The organism is Actinomadura sp. KC345 (assembly GCF_004348515.1).
Taxonomy (GTDB): Bacteria; Actinomycetota; Actinomycetes; order Streptosporangiales; family Streptosporangiaceae; genus Spirillospora.
In genome coordinates, this window is record NZ_SMKH01000062.1 from 13,685 (window position 1) to 31,618 (window position 17,934).

Annotated in this window: 15 protein-coding genes, 1 tRNA gene and 1 pseudogene; 11 read left to right on the top strand and 6 right to left on the bottom strand. The window is 70.4% G+C overall.

The genetic code is table 11. The annotated features are described in order from the left end of the window. Positions 1-110: 110 nt before the first annotated feature. From ccsB to E1281_RS13255, 3 genes are read right to left on the bottom strand one after another with little or no spacing between them, the layout of a single operon-like run. The gene (gene ccsB / locus E1281_RS13245; protein WP_131877846.1) at positions 111-1,109 is read right to left on the bottom strand and encodes a c-type cytochrome biogenesis protein CcsB; all 999 of its coding nucleotides are present in this window, start codon (positions 1,107-1,109) and stop codon (positions 111-113) included. 47 nt (positions 1,110-1,156) lie between these two features. Beyond that, positions 1,157-1,918: an ABC transporter permease gene (locus tag E1281_RS13250; protein WP_131877848.1), complete on the bottom strand. Its 762-nt coding sequence runs from the start codon at positions 1,916-1,918 to the stop codon at positions 1,157-1,159. Then, positions 1,918-2,910 carry an ABC transporter ATP-binding protein gene (locus tag E1281_RS13255; protein ID WP_207943261.1) on the bottom strand — a complete coding sequence of 331 codons (993 nt, stop codon included), beginning with the start codon at positions 2,908-2,910 and terminating at the stop codon, positions 1,918-1,920. Before E1281_RS13255 ends, E1281_RS13250 begins: the two co-directional genes overlap by 1 nt. A gap of 111 nt (positions 2,911-3,021) precedes the next feature. On the opposite strand from E1281_RS13255, the gene E1281_RS13260 reads away from it, so the two are divergent. Beyond that, the gene (locus tag E1281_RS13260; protein WP_131877852.1) at positions 3,022-3,636 is read left to right on the top strand and encodes a TetR/AcrR family transcriptional regulator; all 615 of its coding nucleotides are present in this window, start codon (positions 3,022-3,024) and stop codon (positions 3,634-3,636) included. Between the two features lie 254 nt (positions 3,637-3,890). Here the strand turns inward: E1281_RS13260 and E1281_RS13265 are convergent, their stop codons facing one another. After that, positions 3,891-4,244 (bottom strand): hypothetical protein, encoded by a 354-nt coding sequence (locus tag E1281_RS13265; RefSeq protein ID WP_131877854.1) that lies wholly within the window; start codon positions 4,242-4,244, stop codon positions 3,891-3,893. Between the two features lie 1,562 nt (positions 4,245-5,806). After that, positions 5,807-5,892: transfer RNA gene (locus E1281_RS13275), tRNA-Leu, on the bottom strand. 116 nt (positions 5,893-6,008) lie between these two features. Between E1281_RS13275 and E1281_RS13280 the strand changes: the two genes are divergently transcribed. The 3 genes from E1281_RS13280 to E1281_RS40210 all read left to right on the top strand — a co-directional run bounded on the left by E1281_RS13280 (position 6,009) and on the right by E1281_RS40210 (position 8,007). Further along, positions 6,009-7,331 carry a M20/M25/M40 family metallo-hydrolase gene (locus E1281_RS13280; protein ID WP_131877856.1) on the top strand — a complete coding sequence of 441 codons (1,323 nt, stop codon included), beginning with the start codon at positions 6,009-6,011 and terminating at the stop codon, positions 7,329-7,331. Positions 7,332-7,425: 94 nt separating this feature from the next. Further along, positions 7,426-7,677: a hypothetical protein gene (locus E1281_RS13285; protein WP_207943262.1), complete on the top strand. Its 252-nt coding sequence runs from the start codon at positions 7,426-7,428 to the stop codon at positions 7,675-7,677. 168 nt (positions 7,678-7,845) lie between these two features. After that, on the top strand, positions 7,846-8,007 hold the full coding sequence (locus E1281_RS40210) for a hypothetical protein (protein ID WP_165958902.1): 162 nt from the start codon (positions 7,846-7,848) through the stop codon (positions 8,005-8,007). A gap of 167 nt (positions 8,008-8,174) precedes the next feature. Here E1281_RS40210 and E1281_RS13290 read toward each other — a convergent pair whose 3' ends face one another. Next, complete coding sequence (locus E1281_RS13290; RefSeq protein WP_131877860.1) at positions 8,175-8,360, bottom strand: DUF5703 family protein; 186 nt, start codon at positions 8,358-8,360, stop codon at positions 8,175-8,177. Positions 8,361-8,605: 245 nt separating this feature from the next. Between E1281_RS13290 and topA the strand changes: the two genes are divergently transcribed. The 7 genes and pseudogenes from topA to E1281_RS13325 form a co-directional block, all read left to right on the top strand. Further along, complete coding sequence (gene topA, locus E1281_RS13295) at positions 8,606-11,314, top strand: type I DNA topoisomerase (protein ID WP_165958903.1); 2,709 nt, start codon at positions 8,606-8,608, stop codon at positions 11,312-11,314. Positions 11,315-11,342: 28 nt separating this feature from the next. Continuing rightward, on the top strand, positions 11,343-13,433 hold the full coding sequence (tmk, locus tag E1281_RS13300; RefSeq protein ID WP_131877862.1) for a dTMP kinase: 2,091 nt from the start codon (positions 11,343-11,345) through the stop codon (positions 13,431-13,433). 27 nt (positions 13,434-13,460) lie between these two features. Further along, on the top strand, positions 13,461-14,600 hold the full coding sequence (locus E1281_RS13305) for a DNA polymerase III subunit delta' (RefSeq protein ID WP_131877864.1): 1,140 nt from the start codon (positions 13,461-13,463) through the stop codon (positions 14,598-14,600). Positions 14,601-14,833: 233 nt separating this feature from the next. After that, positions 14,834-16,441, top strand: coding sequence for a S8 family serine peptidase (locus E1281_RS13310; RefSeq protein ID WP_243716922.1), 1,608 nt, complete (start codon positions 14,834-14,836; stop codon positions 16,439-16,441). Positions 16,442-16,706: 265 nt separating this feature from the next. Beyond that, entirely contained in the window at positions 16,707-17,258 is a 552-nt protein-coding gene (locus E1281_RS13315; RefSeq protein ID WP_131877868.1) for a permease-like cell division protein FtsX, read from the top strand. Between the two features lie 7 nt (positions 17,259-17,265). Further along, the gene (locus E1281_RS13320) at positions 17,266-17,745 is read left to right on the top strand and encodes a low molecular weight protein-tyrosine-phosphatase (protein WP_131877870.1); all 480 of its coding nucleotides are present in this window, start codon (positions 17,266-17,268) and stop codon (positions 17,743-17,745) included. Between the two features lie 5 nt (positions 17,746-17,750). Then, a pseudogene (locus tag E1281_RS13325) lies at positions 17,751-17,934 on the top strand (fructosamine kinase); the annotation flags it as partial.

Sequence of the window (17,934 nt, forward strand, 5' to 3'; positions counted from 1 at the left end):
CGGCGGTCTGGGCTCCCCATGGCGTGGTGAGCAATGGAGAGGCGTCGGCCGATCGGCTTCCAGCATCGCGGGTGGGTTGATGTCCTTATGGAGGGGCGTGGAGCGGTGGGTCAGATGCCGGCGTAGGAGTGCAGGCCCGAGCCCCAGATGTTGATGCCGATGAGGTTGAACAGCAGGCAGCCGTAGCCGACGATGGCGACCACTGCGGCTTTGCGGCCGCTCCATCCTCGGGTGCGTTGGGCGTGCAAGTAGGCGGCATAGACGATCCAGGTGATGAAGGCCCAGGTCTCTTTGGGGTCCCAGCCCCAGTAGCGTCCCCAGGCGTTGTCGGCCCAGATGGCGCCGGCAATGATCGCGAACGTCCAGACCGGGAAGGCGAACGTGATCGTCTGGCGTGCCAGCCGCTCCAGTGCGGCGGCGGGCGGCAACCGCACGGCGAGGGCGGCGATGGCGGGACTGCTCTGCGAGTGCTCTGGCGTGACGCTGGTACGGCCTCGGTAGAGGTGCAGCGTGGTGAGGGCGGTGGCGACGGTGAACCCGCCCGTGGCGACGATCGCCGCCAGGACGTGGATGGCGAGCCAGTAGGAGTCCAGGGACGGCTGAAGCGGGCTGACCGGGGTGTGGAGGGTTGTGGTGGCCAGGCCCAGAGCGAGCACCACCGGGAACATCACGAAGGCACCGAGGTAGAGGGTCTGCTTGCGGGTGAACAGCACCAGCAACGCGGTGACGGCGGCGAACGTCACGGCGCACACGAACTCGAACATGTTCGCCCACGGGACGTGTCCGGCGGCCGCGCCGCGGGTGGCCAGGGCCGCCAGCTGGACGGTCCAGCCGATGACGGTCAGGCCGATGGCGTAGCGGCCGAGTGAGTCGGCGGTGAAGACGCGCCGGGGTTCGGCCGGTCGAGGCGCCGGTCGCGCGGGAGCGGGCGGCGTGCCGCCGGCGCCCGCCGCGACGAGGACGCGTTCGTGGACCGGCGCGGGTTCGGCAGTCGTGCTCGTGCGGTAGGCGAAGATCGCGGCAAACGCCAGGGCGGCGAACGTGTAGAGGGCGGTCGCCGCATCGGTGAGGCTGTTGCTAAGCGTGGCGAGGGCGGGGTCGGGAGACATGGATTCTCCTGTCAGCGGTTCGTGGCGTTTCAGTGGTTCGTGGCGTTTCAGTGGTTCATGGCGTTGTGGTAAGAGCGGGCGGCGAGGGCGAGGCAGCAAGCGCCGAACACGGCGGAGCCGGTGAGCCGCAGCGCGATGCCCGTCCAGTCGGGGTGGGGGGTGAGCGCGGAGGCGAGGGCGTCGATGTCGTAGGCGAGCGGGATGGCGGCGCGGATCGTGGTCAGCCAGTCGGGGAGCGGTTGCGGCGGGATCAGGCCGATGAGCATCACGGCGGTGAGGCCGAGTTGCCCGGCGAGCGTGGCGGTCTCCGGGCGGGCCGGGGTCAGTCCGCTGAGCGCGCCGAGGCCGCTGAAGGTCACGGCGGAGGTGAGCGTGGCCGGCGCCAGCACCCACAGATGTGTGAAGGGGAGGCCGAACAGTGCGGCTCCGGCCACTGCGGTCAACACGATCCCGGGAACGGCGAACGCGGCGTAGCAGGAGCAGAAACCGAGGACGACGGCGGCGGGGCGGACGGGCAGCGTCCCGTAGTAGTCCAGGCCGCCACCGGCTTTGAGTGCGGCGAGCCGCTGGGCGAGCAGATTCCAGGCGATGAACGCGACGACGGTGAGGATCGCCCCGGACACCACCGCGGCGTGGGACGCCTGCCCGGCGTCGCCGCCGACGCCGCGCAGCAGGGCGAGGATCGCCAGCGACTGGACGGTCGCGACGATGACGACCGCGCCGCCGCCGGCGCGGGCGCGTCCGAGCTGGGCGGTGTGCACGGCGGCGACGGTCGTGACCATCGGCGTGAACGCCGGGGACGACGCCATCAGGAGCCCTCGCCGGCGTCGCGAGCCAGAACGTCGCCGTCGCAGGACAGCAGGACGTCCTCCAGACTCGGCGGGGCCAGAGAGAAGTCGTCGAGCGCCGCGTACGCGGGCCCGGAAAGGATCTCCGCCAGTGCTCGTCGCGCGTTCTCGACCGGCATCCGCACCGACCACCGGTTTCCCTGTGCGCGGACCTCACCGCCCAGGTCGGCCGGGGTCAGCGGCGGGGCGTGGCGCCAGGCCAGGCCGAGCCGGACCAGTCCGCCGAACCGTTCCTTGAGCCGCCCCGGGGTGCCGCAGGCGACGGTGCGGCCATGGTGCAGTACCAGCACGCGGTCCAGGACGGCTTCAGCCTCCATGACGTTGTGGGTGACCAGGACGATGGCCGCCCCTCCGGCTCGCCGTCGATGCAGCGCCTGCCAGACGGTTCGGCGGGCGTCCAGGTCGAGACCGGCCGTCGGCTCGTCCAGAACCAGAAGGGACCGGTGCCCGGTCAGTGCGGTGGCGACCGCCGCGAGCCTGCGCTGACCACCGGAGAGCCGTCCCATACGGGCGTCCGCGAGATCCGCCATGCCCAGTTCGGCGAGCAACGCGGCCGACTGGCGGCACGAATGCACTCGGGACAGGCCGCGCAGCCGGGCCGTCGTCGCCACCGCCGTGCGCACGGTCATGTCGGCCAGCGCGGACTCGCACTGCGGCAGGTACGCCACGTGCGCGGCGGCCCGGACGGCCTGTCCGGTCACATCCGACCCGCCGATCCGCACCGAACCGCCATCGGGACGCAGCAACCCGACCAACATCCGCACGAGCGTCGTCTTCCCCGCACCGTTGCGGCCCAGCACCCCGAACACCTCGCCGGGACGGACGCGGAAGGAAACACCGTCCACGGCGAGCCGCCCAGCGTTCCGGTAACCACGGGCGAGGCCGCTCGCCGTGCACGCCGCCGTGACACCGGCGGCCGGCCCTTCGGGTTCGGTCCTGATCTCCGTCGACACGCGGGTCACCATACAGACGCTTTGGTACTACGTCACGTAGTATCAAAGCGTTTCTTTCGGAAAGAAGGCGTCGTGCCTGGTCAAGCCAAGGAAGATAAGGGATCGCCTACGATGCGAAGCGTGCCCCGCATCACCGGATCCCTCGATCAACACCGCGCCGTCACGCGAGAGCGCATCCTGGTCGCCGTGCGGGAGATCATGACCACCGACGGCGTCGACAGGCTGTCCATGGCCGAGGTCGCCGCGCGCTCAGGCCTCAACCGCAGCGTCGTCTACAACTACTTCGCCGACGTCCGGGCACTCCTGATCGCGCACGCCGAACACGAAACGACCCGCTTCACCGACGAACTGCACCGCGCCCTCGAAGGCGCCACCGGGCCGACCGAGCGCATCACCGTCTACGTCCGGCAGCAGCTCGCCGACTTCGCCGCCCACCCCCAGCCCGCCGGACCCGAACTGGCGCCCCTCCTCGGCCCGGACGGCTACAAGCAGATGCACGCCCACGTCGGCCCGCTCGGACGCCTGCTCACCGAGATCATCGAGGACGGCGTCAAGGCCGGCGAGTTCGCCCCCTGCGACCCCGCCGGCACCGCTCACCTCGTCCACGCCTGCCTGGGCGCCGAGCGCTACCACCTCGGCCAGGGCACCCGCGACCTGGACGAAACCATCACCCGCGTCACCACCTTCGTACTGCGCAGCCTCGGCGCCTCCGAACCCGCCACCTGATAACCCCTGAGGAGACAGCTCCGCTGCCAGCGGGTGAGAAAGCGCGCAGTTGCGTCTCGGGGGCGTATGACGCGGACGTAGGCAGGACGGGCCGCCAGCGCCCCACGTCCGCACTCGGGGATCTCGCCTCGCCGAATGGTGAGGTGCGACCACGGTGTCGGGCTGTCGAGGCTCTGCCGCAGTACGGCACGGCAACGATGTGCCAGGGCGCGGCCAGGTGAATGTTCAGGGGTGGTCCACCGGCCTTCCTGATGTCAGGTCCAGAAGACCGCCACGCCGACGTTGGCGATGGCCAAGCCCCCGATGGTCATGAAGATCGGCGTGCTGAGGGGGCGGCGGCGTCCCACGAGGATAAGGGTGACCACGGCCAGAACCACCGCGAGCTTGACGGCGATCTTGGCGTTGTTCACCTCCTCGTCCAGAGCGCCTTGGAGTACTCCGACCAGAGCGACGCCGGTCACGAGCTGGGTGAGTGCGCCGTGCAGCATGGCGGTCCCAGGGCGGGACGGGGCGGACCGCGCCGCCTGGAGTTGGGCGACGAAGCCACCGATGAGGACCGCAAGGCCGACGAAGTGAAGGAAGAGCAGCAGAAGCCTGAGGAACTCCAAGGGTGACCTCCGGGAGGGCAGTTAGAGACGTTCTGATACTACAAGTAGTAGTTTTTGTCTTGCTGCTGACCCGGCAGTGAGGCCACGGCCTACTCCTCAGCGGTCGAGCGAGCCCGAGGCATCTACGGCGAAGATGAGAACGGGCGCTCCTGATCTGCAGCCCACGACGAACACCAGTGACCTCTCCCATTGCTGCCTTCTGGCGGGTATTGGACCACGTGGCAAGCCCGGACCGGGTCGCCGAGCAGACATGGAACAGACGGGTGGGCGAAGCCGGACAGAACCGGCAGGCGTCATGCCGGACAGAATCTGTGTCTGCCCTGGTGAGCGGTAGTGGGGCGCGTGGGACTCGAAACCACAGCCTACGGAAAAATTCCGATGCTGTCAGGGTGGTGATTTGGGGTTTCGGACGAGTCCTTGCTGTGGTTGCAGGCTCGAATATCGCCGTATACGTCTTGGCTAGCTGCTAAGCGCCCATGGTGGCCGATTGGGCGGGATGTAGTCGTCGGTTGTTGGTGGTGTGTTGGGTGATGGTCAGGTCGGCAACCAGGTTCCGCAAGCAGCCCGTCGCGAACCGAATCGCTGTGAGAGCCACGCAGCGCACCGGGCTGCGAGGGCGCTGCAGCGGGCGCGCCCAACCATGACTGTGGCGACTTGTGGCTAATTGTCCACAAATGGTGGATTGTTTATTGCGGTATTTTCGCCATTTGGTGTATGCCTGGCCTGTTCTTAGTGAATGCTGGTGCCGAATATGAGCTTCCGGTGTCAGGGGGCTGGGGTATGGCTGCGAGTCTGCCACACGCGTCGTGCGAAGCGGGCCGGGACCGGAGTGAGGACTCACTCATGGCGTGGGCCGAGCGGTCGGGGAAGCGCCGGTTGGCGCAGCCGCAGAAGGGCGGGTTGCGGTTCGCGTTCTATGGGCGGGTGTCGACCGAGGATCATCAGGATCCGGTGACGTCGCGGGCGCGGCAGCATGATCAAGCCGCTGCGCTGATCGGTGGGCATGGGCGGATTGTGGCGGAGTATTTCGATGTCGGGCACAGCCGGGTGCTGCCGTGGGCGCGGCGGCCTGAGGCTGCGGCGTTGCTGGTCGGCGTATCGCTGCCGGCACGGTCACAGCAGCGCGTCGCGCTCAGGTCCGGATCGGCCCAAGAACCTCTACATCCGCGAGGACCACACCCTGCCCCACCTGCCGGCACTGCACGTTCTCCTGACCGGACCCTTAGCCGCCACGCCGGACGGGACGTCCACCGACCCCAGGGAGGCCATCGCTCACCTGCGCACGTGCAAGATCACTCTCACCTACGAGCCCGAGACCCGCATCTTGCGGACCGGCGTTCCGAAGGAGGTGAAGGTCACCATCGACCAAAGGCGCTGACATCGCGGCGCCTCGCGGCGTCGCATACTCCGCCCTGGGCATACGGATTGCGGCTCGTGTCCCCACGGCATTCATAGCCGGAAGGGGGTGATCAAACAGCGAAAGGCCGACCCTCTCGGGTGTAAAACAGGCACCGAGGGGCACTCCGTAATGCCCGAAAACGCCCAGTTATGTACAAACTGTGTGTCCGAGGGGGGACTTGAACCCCCATGCCCCGTGAAGGGCACTAGCACCTCAAGCTAGCGCGTCTGCCTATTCCGCCACCCGGACAGGTTGCAGGCCGCAGCGCGGCTGCGGCCGGTTCACCATACCAAAGGTGGCGAGTCGCGGCGAAGTCGATCGGCGGGGCACCATGGGGGCGGTACGTGAGGACGCGAGGCGCGAAGGTGATCACTGTGGGCCAGCAGCAGCCGACCGCTGAGGACGAGGTCGTCCGGTTCTGCCAGGAGCTGATCCGGATCGACACGAGCAACCCGGGAGATCACTCGGGGCCGGGGGAGCGGGCGGCGGCGGAGTATGTCGCGGAGAGGCTCGAGGAGGTCGGGCTGGAGACGCGGATCTTCGAGTCGCATCCGGGGCGGGCCAGTCTCGTGGCGAGGATCGAGGGGGAGGATCCGGGGCGGGACGCGTTGCTGCTGCACGGACATCTCGATGTGGTGCCGGCGCAGGGGGAGGACTGGACGCGGGATCCGTTCGGGGGAGAGATCGCGGACGGGTGCGTCTGGGGCCGCGGTGCCGTGGACATGAAGGACATGGACGCGATGATCCTGGCGGTCGTGCGGCAGCGGCTCAGGGAGGGGCGCAGGCCGCCGCGGGACGTGGTGCTCGCGTTTTTGGCCGACGAGGAGGCCGGGGGCAAGTGGGGTGCGCAGTGGCTGGTGAGGGAGCATCCGGAGTTGTTCGAAGGATGCACCGAGGCGGTCGGTGAGGTCGGGGGGTTCAGCCTCACCGTGCCGGGGGATCGGCGCATGTACCTGATCGAGACGGCGGAGAAGGGCATCGCGTGGATGAACCTGACCGCCAAGGGGACCGCGGGGCACGGGTCGATGGTGCATCCGGACAACGCGGTGACGGCCGTGGCGGCGGCCGTCGCCAGGCTGGGGGCGCACGAGTTTCCGGTGCGCCTCACGAAGTCGGTCCGGGCCTTCCTTGAGCGGGCGTGCATGGCGTACGGGGTGGAGTTCGATCCGGAAAGGCCGGAAAAGTGCCTTGAGGAGATCGGGCCGCTGGCGCGGATGATCGGTGCGACGCTCCGGAACACGCTCAATCCGACGCGGCTGGATGCCGGATACAAGACGAATGTCATTCCGCAGAGCGCCACCGCGCAGGTGGATGGACGTTTCCTTCCCGGATATGAGGCGGAGTTCTTCGCGGTGGTGGATGAACTTCTCGGGCCGGACGTCGAGCGGGATTTCGTCCACCATGACCACGCGATCGAGACGGACTACGAGGGCGCCCTCGTCGCGGCGATGGAGGCGGCGCTGACCTCCGAGGACGCCGGCGCGCTGCCGGTGCCGTACTGCCTGAGCGGCGGGACGGACGCCAAGGCGTTCGCCCGGCTGGGCATGAGGTGCTTCGGCTTCGCGCCGCTGAAACTGCCCCCGGATTTGGACTTTTCCGGAATGTTTCACGGGATCGACGAGCGCGTCCCAGTGGACGGGCTGCGTTTCGGCGTGCGGGTCCTCGACACATTCCTCGATCGCTCCTGAATTTACCGACGCCAATGCACCCCGTGGTGCTATCGTCACCGTCTGTTGGCAATGGTGCGGTCGCGGCGGAGGTTGCCAGGTGGCGGGAGGCGTGGTGCGGATCGGGGCGGTCCCCGTCCGGCGGCTGCTGATCCTCGGCGGGCTGCTCATCGCGGGCTGGATCTTCGGATGCGCCACGGCGGCCCGGCGGACGTTCCACGGGCACCGGTCGCCCCAGGTCCGCTGCGGCGGCCGGGCGTCCGGAGGTCGTCGCGTGCGCTCCGGTCCCGCCGCGCGCATCGGGTCCGCGCGCCGTGGACGCGGTTCGCCCGGCCACCCGTGCCGCCGCGGACGAAAGCGCGCCTGACCAGCGGGCTGATCACAAGCGCCCGCGCGGCCGACGCGGTGATCCGGTCTTCCGTCGTGCCCCCGCACGACACCCCCCAAGGACACACGAGAACCGTGCGTCTCCCCCAACGAACGGAGCATCATGCGACTTTTGGCAGAAGGTAGGTTCCGGGCCCTTGTGCTCGCTGTGGGCTCTGGCCCCCTCGGCGTCACCGCCACCCCGTCCCATGCCGCCGCCGGCGCGGGCATTCCCGAGTCCGGGGTGACGTGGACGTTCGGGGCGGCGGCGGTTCCGGCCGCCGCGGCCTGCGCGCCGAAACTCGCTCGCGGGCTCCCCGTGTGCCGGTGAGCCGGGGCCGCCGCGGGCCGCGGCGCCGGCGGTGGCCGAGACGCTTCGCCCGTCCCGGATGGCGCGGTTCCGGGGCGGGCGGAGCCTTGTCACCAGGCACGACGTTCACGTTGCGTCATTTGGAACGTACGTAGTGCTACGCTCCGGGCTGACCGGCTGGCGGGGGCTCAGAACGTGCGGACGGCGCGGATCACCTTGCGGCGGAGTTGAATACGGCGGCGGCCGTCGGGGTACAGGCGCAACCGATCGATCTCCCAGCCGCCGTGTTCCGCGTGCTCGGTCAGGATCTGCCGGGCGGTATCGCGTGTCGTGCCGCGGGGCAGTGACAGGACGAGGTAGGTGTACTGCGCCATTGCGACCATTATTACTTGGTCTCCCCGGCCTGTGGCACCGTACCGTGGGGCGTCCCGGTCCGCGCGGCGTCCGGCGGCATGTCATCCTGTCTGAGGCGCGCGGCGGTGAGAATCCCGTCCGGGACGGAGTGGCGGAGTCGAGGCGGAGGTGACCGCGGGGCATGAACGCGCCGTCCTGTGACGTTGTACCAAGCCGTAAGAAGAAGCTTGTGTAAGAGACCAAAGACAGCGAGGTTGGAGCGACTGTGCCAGCCAAGAACGGCACCGCGGACAGTGGCCGGGGCAACGGCACCGGTACCCGCCTGGTGATCGTCGAGTCGCCCGCGAAGGCGAAGACGATCGCGGGGTACCTGGGTCGTGGCTACATCGTGGAGTCCAGTATCGGCCATATCCGGGACCTCCCGGGCAGCGCCTCGGAGGTGCCGGCCAAGTACAAGGGCGAGTCGTGGGCCAAGCTCGGCGTGAACGTCGAGCAGGAGTTCGAGCCCCTGTACGTCGTGAACACGGACAAGCGCCAGCAGGTCACGAAGCTCAAGAAGCTGCTCGCCGAGGCCGACGAGCTCTACCTCGCGACGGACGAGGACCGGGAGGGCGAGGCGATCGCCTGGCACCTCCAGGAGGTCCTGAAGCCGAAGGTCCCCGTGCACCGGATGGTCTTCAACGAGATCACCAAGGACGCGATCCAGCAGGCCGCCGAGAACCCGCGGGAGCTGAACCTGCGGCTCGTGGACGCGCAGGAGACGCGCCGCATCCTGGACCGCCTCTACGGGTACGAGGTCAGCCCCGTCCTGTGGAAGAAGGTCATGCCGAAGCTGTCGGCGGGCCGGGTGCAGTCCGTGGCGACGCGGCTGGTCGTGGAGCGGGAGCGGGAGCGGATCGCCTTCGTCCCCGCCCACTACTGGGACATCGCGGCTCAGTTCGACACGGGCAAGGAGGAGGAGCCGAAGGCGTTCAAGGCCGGGCTCGTGTCCGTGGACGGCAAGCGCGTGGCGCAGGGCCGTGACTTCGCGTCCGACGGCACCCTGAAGACCACGGACGCGCTGCACCTGGACGAGGAGGCCGCGCGAGGGCTGGCCGAGCGGCTGCGCGACCGGCCGTACGAGGTCAGGTCCGTCGAGCGGAAGCCGTACACGCGCAAGCCGTACCCCCCGTTCCGGACGACGACCCTCCAGCAGGAGGCCAGCCGCAAGCTCAACTTCTCCGCGAAGTACGCGATGTCGGTGGCGCAGAAGCTGTACGAGAACGGCTTCATCACCTACATGCGCACCGACTCGATCACGCTGTCGGAGACGGCGATCACGGCGGCGCGGCGGCAGGCGGCGGCGCTGTTCGGCGGGGAGTACGTCCCCGACAAGCCGCGCGTCTACGCGTCCAAGGTGAAGAACGCGCAGGAGGCGCACGAGGCGATCCGCCCGGCGGGCGACACGTTCCGCACCCCGGCCGAGACGGGCCTGTCCGGTGACCAGTTCCGGCTGTACGAGCTGATCTGGAAGCGGACGATCGCGTCGCAGATGAAGGACGCGGCCGGGCAGTCGGTGTCGATCCGGGTCACCGGCCTGTCGACGGCGGACGAGCGCGCCGAGTTCAGCGCGACCGGTAGGACGATCACGTTCTACGGGTTCCTGAAGGCGTACGTGGAGAGCGCGGACGACCCGTCCACCGACCGCGACGACCAGGAGCGGCGGCTGCCGAACCTGGCGGAGGGCGACCCGCTGACCGCGAACGCCGTGGACGCGGAGGGCCACTCGACCCGCCCGCCGGCCCGCTACACCGAGGCCAGCCTGGTCAAGGAGCTGGAGGAGCGGGAGATCGGGCGTCCGTCGACGTACGCCGCGATCATCGGCACGATCCTGGGCCGCGAGTACGTGTTCAAGAAGGGCACGGCGCTCGTCCCGTCGTTCCTGGCGTTCGCCGTGGTCAACCTGCTGGAGCGGCACTTCGGCAACCTGGTCGACTACGACTTCACCGCCAACATGGAGGACGGTCTCGACGAGATCGCCCGCGGCGAGGCGGAGCGCGTCCGCTGGCTGACCAGGTTCTACTTCGGCGCCGCCGGCGAGGAGGGCCTGAAGGAGCTGGTCAGCGACATCGGCGACATCGACGCCAAGGGCGTCAGCTCGTTCCCGATCAAGGGCTCCGACATCATGGTCCGGGTCGGCCGGTACGGGTCCTACCTCGACCGGGACGGCGAGCGGGCCAACATCCCCGACGACATCCCGCCGGACGAGCTGACCGCGGAGAAGGCCGAGGAGCTGCTGGCGCAGCCGTCCGGCGACCGGGAGCTCGGCACCGACCCGGAGACCGGGCACACGATCGTGGCCAAGTCGGGACGCTTCGGCCCCTACGTCACCGAGATGCTCCCCGAGGCCCCTCCGCCCGCGGAGGGCGAGAAGAAGAAGCGGACGAAGAAGGCCGACACCCCCAAGCCGCGCACCGGCTCCCTCTTCAAGTCGATGTCGCTCGACACGATCACGCTGGACGACGCGCTGAAGCTGCTGTCGCTGCCGCGCACGCTCGGCGAGCTGGACGGCGAGCCGGTGACCGCGCAGAACGGGCGGTTCGGCCCGTACATCAAGAAGGGCACCGACAGCCGTTCGCTCGGCTCGGAGGAGGAGCTCTTCACCGTCACGCTGGAGCAGGCGAAGGAGCTGTTCGCGCAGCCGAAACAGCGCGGGCGCCGGGCCGCGGCCGCCGCGCCGCTGCGCGAGCTGGGCAACGACCCGTCCAGCGAGAAGCCGGTCGTGGTGAAGGAGGGGCGGTTCGGCCCCTACGTCACCGACGGCGAGACGAACGCGAGCCTGCGCAAGGGCGACGAGGTCGAGTCGATCACGATCCAGCGCGCCGCGGAACTGCTCGCGGAGCGTCGTGAGAAGGTGGCCGCGGGCGGCGGGAAGAAGAAGCCGGCGAAGAAGACGGCAACGCGCCGCCGAACCTCCGCAAAGTCCGGCTCCTAGGGACATCCACGCCGATACCCTGACCGACATGACCAGAACGGGCGCATCCCGGCCGCACCCCGCAGCATCACCGCCGCCGGGCGTTTCGTCGCATCCGCCGCATCCGCCGATCGGTTCGTTCCGGCGGCTGCGGCTGGCGCTGTCCCTGTCCGGCCTCGGCCTGTGGCTCGCCGTCCCGGCGCTGACCGCGATGGCCGCGATGCTGACCCGCGACGACGACGCCGCCACCCGCGCGCAGGCGGTCGGCGGCGTGCTGGCCGTGATGCTGCTGCCGGCGGTGCTCCTCGCCCCGCTCGGCGGCACGCTCGCCGCCCGCGTCGACCGCCGGCTCATGCTGCTCATCGCGGACGTGCTGCGGCTCGTGATCGTCGTGACGGTGCCGCTCGTGGACCTGCTGCCGTGGACGCTCGCCGCCGCGTTCCTCGTGGCCTGCCTGGGCCTGCTGTGGACGCCGACGGCGCGTGCGGCGCTGCCCGCGATGGTCCCGGACGGGGACCTGCGCACCCGCGCCCGCCGCACCGCGACCCGCGCCCTGTTCGGCCCGGCCCCGGTCGCGGCGGTGCTGTTCGCCGTCCTCGCGCTCATCGCGGACGGGACGCTCGGCCGCGACTCCCGCGCCGGCCTCGCCCTGTACGCCACCGGCGCCGTGTTCCTCGCCTCGGCCGTCTCCGTCGCCATGATCCGCGAGATCCCGGCCGAGCAGCCGAGCCCGGTGCCCGCCCCGCTGAAGTCGATCTTCCAGGGGCCCGGGACGGCCGCCGCGCGCGGTGTCGGCCTGGCGGTCGCCGCCGCGTCCCTCGCCGCGGGCGCCGTCGTCGCCGTCGCGAGGGTCCACACCGGCGAACTCGGCGGCGGGGACGCGGGCTACGGCAGCATCCTCACCGCGCTCACTCTGGGCCTCGGCTTCGGGCTGTTCCTCGGGCCCCGCGCCCTCGTCCCGTTCAGCCGCCGTCGGCTCCTCGGCCTCGCGGTGATCGCCGCCGCGCTCGCGCTGGTCGTGATCTCCCTCGTGCAGAACCTGGTGGTCGTCGTGTTCATGACCGGGTTCCTCGGCGTGTTCGCCGGGGCCGCCTGGTCGACCGGCAAGGCCGCGCTGACCGACCCCGACGCGCCGGAGGACGCCCGTCCGTCCACGTACCTGCGCTCGGTCGCGGCCGTCACCGCCGTGGTCGCTTTCGCCGCCGTCCCCCTGATCGCCGGAGCGGTCGGCGCGCACCGCATCGAACTCGGCGGCGGCGTCTATGACGCCGACGGGTCGGGCGCCGCGCTGCTCATCGCGGCCGTCCTCGCCCTGCTGGCGAGCGTGGTGGCGTACAAGCGGCTGGACGACCGGCGCGGCATCCCGCTCGTCCCCGACCTGCGCGCGGCCCTCCACGGCGAGATCTACACGCCGCCGGAGCAGGCCGCCGCGGCGGCGCCGACCCAGCAGCAGCCCGTCCGCCGCGAGCGCGGCGTGTTCGTCGCCTTCGAGGGCGGGGAGGGCGCCGGGAAGACCACCCAGGCGCGGCTCGCGGCGATCTGGCTCCGCGACCACGGCTACGACGTCGTCACCACGCACGAGCCCGGCGCCACCAAGATCGGGATGCGGCTGCGGGCGATGCTGCTCGACCGCGACACCACCGGCCTGTCCGACCGCGCCGAGAGCCTGCTGTACGCCGCCGACCGCGCCGACCACGTCGCCAACGTGATCAAGCCCGCGATGGAGCGCGGCGCGATCGTGGTCAGCGACCGGTACGTCGACTCGTCCCTCGCCTACCAGGGCTTCGGGCGGCAGCAGGCGGTCGAGGACATCGCCCGCGTGAACGCCTGGGCCACCGGCGGCCTAGTCCCCGACCTGACCGTCCTGCTGGAGGTGCCGCCGCAGACGGGCCTCGGCCGGCTGTCCGCCCCGGCCGACCGCATCGAGTCGGAGTCGCAGGACTTCCACGAACGCGTCCGCGCCGGGTTCCACGCCCTCGCCGACGCCGACCCCGACCGCTACCTGATCCTGGACGCGAGCCGCCCGCAGAGCGAGCTGAGCCGGGAGATCCAGTACCGCATCCGCGAGATCCTCCCCGATCCCATCCCCGCCGGTACGGAAGATGCCACGAGCACCTTCCCGGCCATCAAGGACTTCTAGTCACCGCTGGGGCATAGCCTTTCCGTCATGAGCGTGTGGGATGACCTGGTGGGGCAGGAGCCCGTCGTCGCGCAGTTGTCGGCGGCCGCGGAGGGGACGTCCGGCCTGGCGCACGCGTGGCTGTTCACCGGGCCTCCCGGTTCCGGCCGCGTCGCCGCGGCGCGGGCGTTCGCCGCGGCGCTGCAGTGCGAGGAGACGCCGCGGGGCTGCGGGCACTGCGCCTCGTGCCACCAGGTCCTCCAGGGGACGCACGGGGACGTGGAGGTCGTCCGCCCGGCGGGCCTCTCGTACGGGGTCAAGGAGACCCGCGCGCTGGTGCTGCGGTCGTCGTCGTCGCCGAGCGCGGGCCGCTGGCAGGTCGTGCTGTTCGAGGACGCCGACCGGGCCACGGAGGCCGCCGCGAACGCGCTGCTGAAGGCGATCGAGGAGCCGCCGGCGCGGACGGTGTGGCTGCTGTGCACGCCCTCGCCGGACGACCTGCTGGTGACGATCAGGTCGCGGTGCCGGCTGGTGACGCTGCGGACGCCGCCGATCGGCGCGGTCGCGGACGTCCTCGTCCTGCGGGACGGCGTGGACCGGGACACCGCCGACGCGGCGGCGCGGGCGGCGCAGGGGCACATCGGGCGCGCACGGCAGCTCGCGAGCGACCCCGAGGCGCGCCGGCGGCGGGAGCGGGTGCTGGAGGTGCCGCGCCGGCTGACGTCGGTGGGCCCGGCCGTGATGGCGGCGGAGGCGCTGGTCAAGGCGGCCGAGGCGGAGGCGAAGGCGCAGGCGGAGGAGCTGAACGAGTCGGAGACGTCCGCGCTGCGGCAGGCGCTCGGCGAGAGCGCCAAGGGCCGGATGCCGAGGGGGACGGCGGGCGCGCTCAAGGACCTCGAGGACCGGCAGAAGTCGCGCGCGACCCGGGTGAAGCGCGACGCCCTCGACCGGACGCTGCTCGACCTGGCGTCCTACTACCGGGACGTGCTGACGCTCCAGCTCGGTGCGGGCAGCGACCTCGTGAACACCGACATCGGCCCGGAGCTGCGGACGGCCGCGCGGAACGGCCGTCCGGAGGACACCCTCAGGCGGCTGGACGCGATCATGGCGTGCCGGGAGCGGCTGGAGGCGAACGTCAACCCGCTGCTGGCCGTGGAGGCGCTCACGCTCGCGCTGCGAACCGGGTGATAAACGGCCTTACAGGAACTGGTCTCATTCGTTACATTCCCGTACGCGATTCTCAACAACATCACACGTAACGTCGCGTGGCTGATCAACACCGAACCGGGCTATCCCCCCAACGGCCAGGAGGTTCTGTTTTGCGGCGAGCGTTGATTTCCGCGGCGTGCGCGGTCACCACCGTGACCGCTCTCGCGGCGCCCGCGTCGGCGGCCCCGAGCCCATCGCAAGGGAAGGGTGAGGTGTCGGAGTACGTCGTCCTTTACAAGGAGGACGTGTCCGTCCGCCGGGCTCACCAGGCGGTGAGGGACGCCGGCGGCACGATCGTCCACGAGAACCGTGATGTGGGCGTCGCGACCGTCCGGTCGAAGAATCCGCAGTTCGTTGGTGCGGTCATGCGTGAACGGGCCCTGGAGGGAGCCGCGCACAACCGGGTCATCGGCAAGGCGCCGAAGACGCCGAAGAAGAAGGTCGCGAAGGTCGAGGAGACCGTCGGGACCAAGTCCACGGTCTCGCTCACGGGCAAGCCGTCCAAGGACAGCGAGCCCTTGGCCGGCCTCCAGTGGGACATGAAGCAGATCCACGCGACGGAGGACGGCTCCTACAAGAAGGAGCCGGGCGACAAGCGCGTCTTGGTCGGCATCCTCGACACGGGCGTGGACGGCGACCACCCCGACGTGAAGCCGAACTTCAACCGCAGGCTCAGCCGCAACTTCACCCGCGACATCCCGACCGACGCCAACGGCAACGAGCTCGACGGGCCGTGCGAGTTCCCGTCGTGCGTCGACCCGAACGACTGGGACGACAGTGACCACGGCACGCACGTCGCGTCCACCATCGCCTCGCCCCGCAACGGGCTCGGCATGGCGGGCGTCGCGCCGAACGTGTCGCTCGTCAACCTGCGCGTCGGCCAGGACTCCGGCTACTTCTTCCTGCAGCCGACCGTCGACGGGCTCACGTACGCGGCCAAGCGCGGCATCGATGTCGTCAACATGAGCTACTACGTGGACCCGTGGCTGTGGAACTGCGGCAACAACCCTGCCGACAGCCCCGAGGACCAGCTGGAGCAGCGCACCATCATCAAGGCGACGCAGCGCGCCCTGGACTTCGCGCACGAGCGGGGCGTCACGCTGATCTCCGCCGCCGGCAACGACCTCGTCGACTACACCAAGACGAACACCGACTCCGGCAGCCCGGACTTCCCGTCCAGGCCGGGCGAGGAGCCGTACGAGCGGACGGTCCCGCCGAGCTGCGTGTCGATGCCGTCTGAGGGCGAGCACGTCATCCCGGTGTCGTCGACCGGCCCGAGCGGCCGCAAGTCGTACTTCAGCAGCTTCGGCGACGGCTACGTCGCGGTGGCGGCGCCCGGCGGCGACAAGGTCGACACCTCCGACCAGCGCCCCGACGACCGCGCCGGCATCTGGGCCGCCTACCCGGAGCGGCTCGCCAAGGCCCGCGGCGAGCTGAACGCCGACGGGACGCCCAAGGTGCCGTACGTCATCCAGAGCTGCGAGGGCGACGACTGCGCGTACTACCAGTCGCTCCAGGGCACCTCGATGGCGTCGCCGCACGCCGTCGGCGTCGCCGCCCTGATCATCAGCAGGTACGGGCAGCGGGACAGCCGCCATGGCGGCCTCACCCTCAGCCCGCGCTTCGTCGAGCGCAAACTGCGCGGCACCGCGACCGCCAAGGCGTGCCCGAGCCCCCGGACCGTCGAGTACGTCTGGTACACCCAGTCGGACGGCGAGTGGAAGAAGAACACCTCGACGCAGACCTGTGAAGGCTCGGAGAGGCGGAACGGGTTCTTCGGCAACGGCATCGTGGACGCGCTGAACGCCGTCACGCGCTGAACGCCGTCACGCGCTGAACGCCGTCACGCGCTGAACGCCGTCACGCGCTGAACGCCGTCACGCGCTGATCCCGTTACGCGCTGAACCTGCCGCCAGGTACCCACCCCAGGACGCGGCCCCCGGCTCCCCGCCGGGGGCCGCGCTCTTTGCTCGACGGGCACGCTCTTGCTCTGCTGGAGACGAAGGCCAAAGGATCCGGTGCCGGTCGGTGACGGCTCCGCTACGGTGATCGGCGTGCGCCGAGGCGGCCGCGGGAAGGGGAGCGATGAGCGGGCCCGAAGACGAGCGGTACGCCGCCGGTGGGAGCGCCTCGCCCCGGTCGCCGGAAGGACGAGGCGCGCCGCGTTCACGGACGGCCCTCATCGCGGTCGTCGTGGCGGTGTCCGTCGTGCTGGCGGGCGCCCTGGCGACGGGCGGCTATCTGGTCGTCAACCGGATCCTCGACGAGGCAGACGACTCCACCGCCCCCGTCGAGCGGAGGGTGTCGGTGTTCTTCTGCACGACCACGTCCCGCAATCCGGGCTGCGGGCAGCGGGACGCGACCGAGCAGGAGCAGCGGGCGGCCAGGAAGCGCCTTGACGGCATGCCCGAGGTGCGGCGGATCGAGTACGAGTCGAAGGAGCAGGCGTACGAGCGGCTCAAGCGGACCTTCAAGGACCGGGAGGACATGGTGGAGTCCGTGGGTCCGGGCGACCTCGCCGACTCGTTGCAACTGTGGGCCGCGGGCACCGGGGCGGCCGAGACCGTGAAGGCGGCCGCGACCGGACTGCCCGGTGTGGACCGCGTCGTCATCCTGCCTCATTCGTCTCGGGCATGATGAATGCATGTCGTACCGCGTCACGTTCGTCTGCACCGGCAACATCTGCCGCTCTCCGATGGCCGAGTGGGTCCTGCGCCACCACGTGGAGGAAGAGGGCCTGGACGTCGAGGTGGACAGCTCCGGCACCGGGAGCTGGCACGTGGGCGGCGAGGCCGACGAACGGACGGTCGCCACGCTGAACAGGGCGGGATACCGCTCCGCGCACATCGCCCGGCAGTTCGAGGAGAGCTGGTTCGACCTCTACGACCTGATCCTTGCGCTGGACGAGGGCCATCTCCAGGCACTGCGGTCGATGGCACCGGACGAGGAGGCGCGCGGCAAGATCCGGCTGCTGCGCGAGTTCGATCCGGACGCGGGCCCTGACCTGGACGTCCCCGACCCCTACTACGGCGGTCGTGACGGCTTCGACCTCGTCCTAGAGCAAGTGGAGGCGGCCATGCCGGGCCTCTTGGAAACGATCCGCGCCGCACTCAAGAACGGCTGAACCTGGTGCGGGACAGCCTTGAGCGGTTGCTCGGGACGGAGGTCGACCGCCTGAGCGACCTTGGTTCCAGCCATTCCTGGACCCTGCACAGGGCGTCCCTGGCCGACGGCCGCGACGTGTTCGTGAAGGCGGCGTCCGGCCGGGGCGGGGTGTTCGCGGCGGAGGCGGCGGGGCTGCGCTGGCTGGGGG